Source organism: Rhodococcus sp. AB351 (assembly GCF_049538275.1).
GTDB lineage: Bacteria > Actinomycetota > Actinomycetes > Mycobacteriales > Mycobacteriaceae > Rhodococcus.
In genome coordinates, this window is record NZ_JBMVFW010000031.1 from 1 (window position 1) to 5,185 (window position 5,185).

Here is a 5,185-nt window from a genome sequence, read left to right on the forward strand (position 1 = left end):
CCACTACGGACGTATCCGAGGATTCCTGACTCCATACGCCAGCGGGAAGAACCAATCTTCAGGTGACGTCGACAGCGTCAGATCCACAGGATTTGACTATTTCTCCGAGGTGCCGAACTCGACCTCGTAGACGCCGGGATGACGAAAGAGCTGATTGAGACGAGCGGGCGTTTGCCCCCATACCGCCACCCTGACCGTATCCGTTAGGTGCATGCACATTCCGTAAGACACCGCCGATACTTTCGACTCAGTTCTCACCGACGCAGGTCGGTACACGGACCGACATGGAATCCGAAGAGGCCTAACGAGCCAGGCTGCCACTGAGATGCACCGGCGCCCACCCTGCGGATCACAGTCGGCCGGGTGGCCGGCTCCAGCGACAACGGGTCCAAAGGCCCTTCCTCAGAGCACCAACAACTGAGACGCTGAAGGATGTCAGAAGCTGATGGTCTCGAACAAAGGCACCGTTGTGCCCACACGACCCGTTATCGGCACTCCTGCAACCACGATGGCAGGGGCTATCCCACTGAGCGAATTCCTCCGGGGCATCGAGAAGGTCCGGCGCACTTTCGGGCGTGGGACGGCAGTGCCCCACGTCGTCACGTACAGCGGGTGGGATCGCTATGTCCCGCGCCTGTGAGATCATGCACGCCAAAGCGACGTGCATCGACGAACACGACACCTTGCGTACCGCGGCGCAGAAAATGCGACAGTCGGGCATCCAAGCGCTACCCGTCTGTGACGACAACGGATACCTGAGAGGTGTCATTACCGATCGTGACATCGTGATCAACGGCATCGCAGCACAACTCGACCCCGCCACCACTACCGTCGGTGAACTCACCGACGATCGCCCGGTGTGTATTCAAGCCGATGCCGAAGTCGAGGACGCACTCATTGTCATGCAAGCTCACAAGATTCGACACCTGCCGGTTGTCGACGACCGCCGCGTCGTCGGGATCATCAGCGAAGCCGACCTCGCACATCATCTTCCCAAGCATATGTTCCTCGACTTTATGAAGACGATGAGCTTGCGGCAAACGCTGTTGGAGTGATAACCCATGGCGTTCCTCTCTCGCCTTTCCCTGCGTATGATCGGTTGTCTTCCGAAGGCATGGCTATGAGTGCACACCGGCCGATCGTCGTGGGGGTCGACGGATCGGCACCGGCCCTGCAGGCCGTGATCTGGGGTGCACGCGAAGCCAAGGAGCGGGGTGTGCCGCTGGCGCTGGTGACGACGGTGTCGATCCGGGGCTTTCACGGAACTCCGGGCGGTATGCCGGCAGGGTTCTTCGAACAGGAGGAAGGCGAGGGGCGGAAACGACTGTCCGAGGCCACCGACCGCGCACACCGCGCGACTTCAGGCCTCGAGGTCGAGTCCCATCTGTGTACCGGATCGCCGGTGCTCGAGCTGATCGAGCGGTCAAAGACCGCATCGATGGTGGTTGTCGGGGCCGGCCACAGCCGCCTGGGATGGGAGAGATTCGGTTCTGTGAGCAGCTCGCTCGTGCTGCATACGCATGCACCGGCAGTGGTGGTGCGCGACCTGCCGTACATCGACGTCTCCGACATCACCGGTCCGGTCGTGCTGGGCGTCGACGGATCCGAAGACAATTCCCGCGCTGTCGAACTGGCCTTCGACGAAGCGGCGCGGCGGGATGTCGAACTGGTGGCAGTCCATGCCTGGTCCGACGTGGATGTGCGATCCCCCTTCCGGTTTCGGATCGACTGGGACGCCGTGGAGACCCGCGAACGGGCACTGCTGTCAGAAAACCTTGCCGGCTATGTCGAACAGTTCCCCGATGTCCCGGTCCGGCCGATCGTCGTGATGGATCAACCCTCCCGTAATCTCGCTGCACATGCCGCCAACGCTCAATTGCTGGTCCTCGGCCGACGCGGACGCGGCGGATTCCCGAATATGCTGTTGGGGTCGACCACATGGGCCTTGCTGCACACCGTGCTCTGTCCGTTGATGGTGGTGCCGTAGGTCCCTACAAGCACTCGACGGCCGTGGAACGGGCGGCATTCAGCTTTCTGCCGAGTCCGTCCGCAGGGAATCGATGGCGGCCTGCAAGGCCGTGGTGGCGTCGGCGGCGACCTCGGCCAGCCCCGGTTGCTCGGCGACCTGCACCATCAGTTGTGGGTTCATTGCATCGACGACGATGGTATGCGGATCGTTCGGGTCGGCGCGCACAATGACGTTGCATGGAAGCAGCAGGCCGATCTGTCGGTCGACGGTCACCGCCCGGTGCGCCAGCGGCGGGTTGCAGGCGCCGAGGATCAGATAGTCCTCGATGTCCTCGCCGAGTTTCGATTTCAAGGTGGCCTTCATGTCGATCTCGGTGAGCACGCCGAAGCCTTGCTCGGACAAGGCTGTGCGGGTGCGTTCGACGGCGTCGGCGAACGAGGTGTGCAGCGTTGTCGACAATGCGAGTGTTATGGCTGGTACGTCCTTGTCTCGAGCGCGCCGGTCAGGCCAGGGCGAGGAAGAGCTTTTCGAGTTCCGCCTCGGTCATCGGTTGCTTGCCGTCCTGAGCGGTGTCGGTCAGGCATTCCTTCAGACCTGTCGCGACGATCTTGAAACCCGCGCGGTCGAGGGCGCGAGAAACCGCGGCGAGCTGGGTAACGACGTCCTTGCAGTCGCGGCCCTGTTCGATCATCGAGATCACCCCTGCGAGCTGCCCTTGGGCGCGGCGCAGCCGATTGAGAACCAATGCGATGCTGTCTTCGTCGCCGACCATGGAAGTGTCCTTTCTCCGGTTTTCCACAGTATACCCCAGGGGGTAATTTAGGGTGTGGTGTACACCCGATGTGAGCCCGCGGCAGGCCGCTTCACGCCATGAGTCCGAGTCCTCGGGCACGGTCGAATTCGTCGTTGACGAGGACGACGCTGCGTTCGGGTGCATCGATCATCGATGCTGCAATCGACGAGCGATAACCGGACGCGCAATGCACCCAGACCTCACCCTCGGGAACCTCGCCGAGACGACCGGCCAGTTCGTGCAGTGCGATATTGACGGCGCCGTCGATGTGCGACTCGTCGAACTCGTTCGCCTGCCGCACATCGAGGACGGTGACCTGCTGCTCGTCGCGTCTGCGGGCCAGCGCCGAGAAATCGGCGACACGATAGGAACGCAATTCACCACCGGCGACGAGTGTGTGGATCTCACCCACCGCCGCGCCCTCGAGATCGTCGATGCCGATGCGGACGAGTTCGCGACGCGCGTCGAGTACCTGCTCCTCGCTCTCTCCGATCAGGGTCAACGGCGCTCCCCAGGTGTAGAGCCAGCCCAGATAGGTCACGAACGAACCGGACAGCTCGAATCCGAGGGTGCCGCCGAGGTGCCCGGCGGCGAAAGCAGTGCGCTCGCGGAGGTCGACCACCCATTCGCCAGCGTCGATCCTGTGGCGCAACTCGTCCGGATCGACGCGCTCGGGCATCGACAGGTCCACCGGCGCAGGCCCGGCGCGGTTGATCACTCCCATATGCGCGTAATACGCGGGATAGGCGGCCAGTCCCGCGAGCAGTTCGTCGACATAAGCTTGTTCATCCTGGGTCAGCGCCGGGTTCGACGTACGTTCGCGGCCGATAGTGGACTCGTCGCCGCTGGCTGGGGTGGCCGCGCAGAAACTGCCGAAGCCGTGCGTGGGGTACACCTTCGTCTCGGCGGGCAACTCCTCGGCGAGGCGGCGCACCGAGTGGTACTGCGCGTGGGTGAGTTCGTCGGTGTGCTCCTCGCCGACGAGGTCGGTGCGTCCGGTCGTGCCGAAGAGCATCGAACCGCCGGTGAACACTCCGACGGCAGTGTCGTCGGGGTCGCGCAGCACATAGCTGACGTGATGATGCGTGTGACCGGGAGTGTGCATGACCTGGAAGCGGAATGCTCCGGCGTCGACGATGTCGCCGTCGACCACCGCGCGCCGCGGGTAGCCGAGGTCGTCGCCGGCCGGAACGACGTATTCGGCGTTCACTGCCCGGGACAGTTCGAGACCGCCGGTGACGTAGTCGTTGTGGATGTGGGTTTCGAGTACGTGGGTGATGCGCACCCCCCGTTCGGCCGCCAGTTTCAGTACGCGGTCGATGTCGCGTTGCGGGTCCACCACGGCGCCGATCTCCCCGGCGCTGATCAGGTAGCTGCGATCGCCGAGGCCGGAGGTTTCGATGATCGACACGTCCATCGCGGGTCTCCTTCGTTCGGGGGAGGTACGGGACGAATACCCGTACCCGTATAGGTGAAAGGTTAGATGTGGGGTCTCGATCACCGCAGGAAGATCGCATCGACGAGCACGTAGGCGGCCACGGCGAACACCAGATACGCGAACCAGCGTTGCAGCCGATCGGTGTCGACGCGGGTGCCGAACTGCCCCGCGATGAGTGAGCCGACGATCGCGGTGCCGGCGAAGGCTGCGGTGATCGCCCAGTCGATGCTCGTGCCGCTCAGATGTGAGATCAGACCCGCGGCGGAGTTGACGACGATGATCACCAGTGAGGTGCCCACGGCGATGGGCATCTCGATGCCGAGCATGAGGACGAGCGCGGGGATGATGAGGAATCCGCCGCCGACTCCGAACAGGCCGGTGAGGAAGCCGACGGCGAGGCCGGCCGAGATCGACCGGGGTGCGCAGCGGCGCCAGTTGATCCGGGAGCCTTCGGTCGAGCACGCCGTTCCGGTACCCCCACGATCGGCGAGCATCCGCGCACCCGCCGCGACCATCACCACCGCGAAACCGATCAGCAGAACACGTTCCGGGAGCAACCGTCCCACGGCGCTGCCCGCGAAGGTGGCCGGAATTCCGGTGGCGGCGAAGATGCCTGCCAGGCGCCACTCGACCAGGTGGGCGCGCATTTTCGGCAGCGCCCCCATCGCCGACGCCATACCGACGACGATCAGCGAGATCGGGATGGCCTGCTCCATGCTCAGCCCCAGGCCGAAGACCAGCGCCGGGACCGCGAGGATCGATCCGCCTCCGCCGAGCAGGCCGAGCAGCACGCCGATGACAGCCCCGAAGCCGAGCGCGAGCGCCAACGTCATCTCGATCCTTTCCGTCGATTTCTCTGTCAGCAGTACGGCGGGGCCGGTCGATCCGACGCCGAACCCGATATCGGATCCGTCCTCAGGCGGTGGGTCCGCGGCGGACCTCTCGGCCCGCAGTCACCCACGCTCTCGTCCCGCCGGCAACGGAC

6 protein-coding genes are annotated in these 5,185 nt (G+C 64.2%); 2 read left to right on the plus strand and 4 right to left on the minus strand.

Annotated features, from left to right (window positions below):
* Positions 1-644 precede the first annotated feature (644 nt).
* Positions 645-1,055, plus strand: coding sequence for a CBS domain-containing protein (locus tag ACPCXD_RS22820; RefSeq protein ID WP_390889795.1), 411 nt, complete (start codon positions 645-647; stop codon positions 1,053-1,055).
* 65 nt (positions 1,056-1,120) lie between these two features.
* Positions 1,121-1,987 carry a universal stress protein gene (locus tag ACPCXD_RS22825; protein WP_145693064.1) on the plus strand — a complete coding sequence of 289 codons (867 nt, stop codon included), beginning with the start codon at positions 1,121-1,123 and terminating at the stop codon, positions 1,985-1,987.
* A gap of 39 nt (positions 1,988-2,026) precedes the next feature.
* Here ACPCXD_RS22825 and ACPCXD_RS22830 read toward each other — a convergent pair whose 3' ends face one another.
* The 4 genes from ACPCXD_RS22830 to ACPCXD_RS22845 form a co-directional block, all read right to left on the minus strand.
* Entirely contained in the window at positions 2,027-2,440 is a 414-nt protein-coding gene (locus tag ACPCXD_RS22830; protein WP_423661201.1) for a DUF302 domain-containing protein, read from the minus strand.
* 31 nt (positions 2,441-2,471) lie between these two features.
* On the minus strand, positions 2,472-2,741 hold the full coding sequence (locus ACPCXD_RS22835; RefSeq protein WP_120282728.1) for a metal-sensitive transcriptional regulator: 270 nt from the start codon (positions 2,739-2,741) through the stop codon (positions 2,472-2,474).
* Between the two features lie 91 nt (positions 2,742-2,832).
* Positions 2,833-4,179 (minus strand): MBL fold metallo-hydrolase, encoded by a 1,347-nt coding sequence (locus ACPCXD_RS22840; RefSeq protein ID WP_145693063.1) that lies wholly within the window; start codon positions 4,177-4,179, stop codon positions 2,833-2,835.
* An 80-nt stretch (positions 4,180-4,259) separates the two neighbouring features.
* Positions 4,260-5,033: a sulfite exporter TauE/SafE family protein gene (locus ACPCXD_RS22845; protein ID WP_423661200.1), complete on the minus strand. Its 774-nt coding sequence runs from the start codon at positions 5,031-5,033 to the stop codon at positions 4,260-4,262.
* Between the last annotated feature and the right edge of the window lie 152 nt (positions 5,034-5,185).

Excerpts from the sequence above, each read along its gene's own strand:
- ACPCXD_RS22840 (WP_145693063.1), bottom strand. The coding sequence starts at position 4,179 with ATGGACGTGTCGATCATCGAAACCTCCGGCCTCGGCGATCGCAGCTAC.
- ACPCXD_RS22820 (WP_390889795.1), top strand. The coding sequence starts at position 645 with ATGCACGCCAAAGCGACGTGCATCGACGAACACGACACCTTGCGTACC.
- ACPCXD_RS22835 (WP_120282728.1), bottom strand. The coding sequence starts at position 2,741 with ATGGTCGGCGACGAAGACAGCATCGCATTGGTTCTCAATCGGCTGCGC.
- ACPCXD_RS22845 (WP_423661200.1), bottom strand. The coding sequence starts at position 5,033 with ATGACGTTGGCGCTCGCGCTCGGCTTCGGGGCTGTCATCGGCGTGCTG.
- ACPCXD_RS22825 (WP_145693064.1), top strand. The coding sequence starts at position 1,121 with ATGAGTGCACACCGGCCGATCGTCGTGGGGGTCGACGGATCGGCACCG.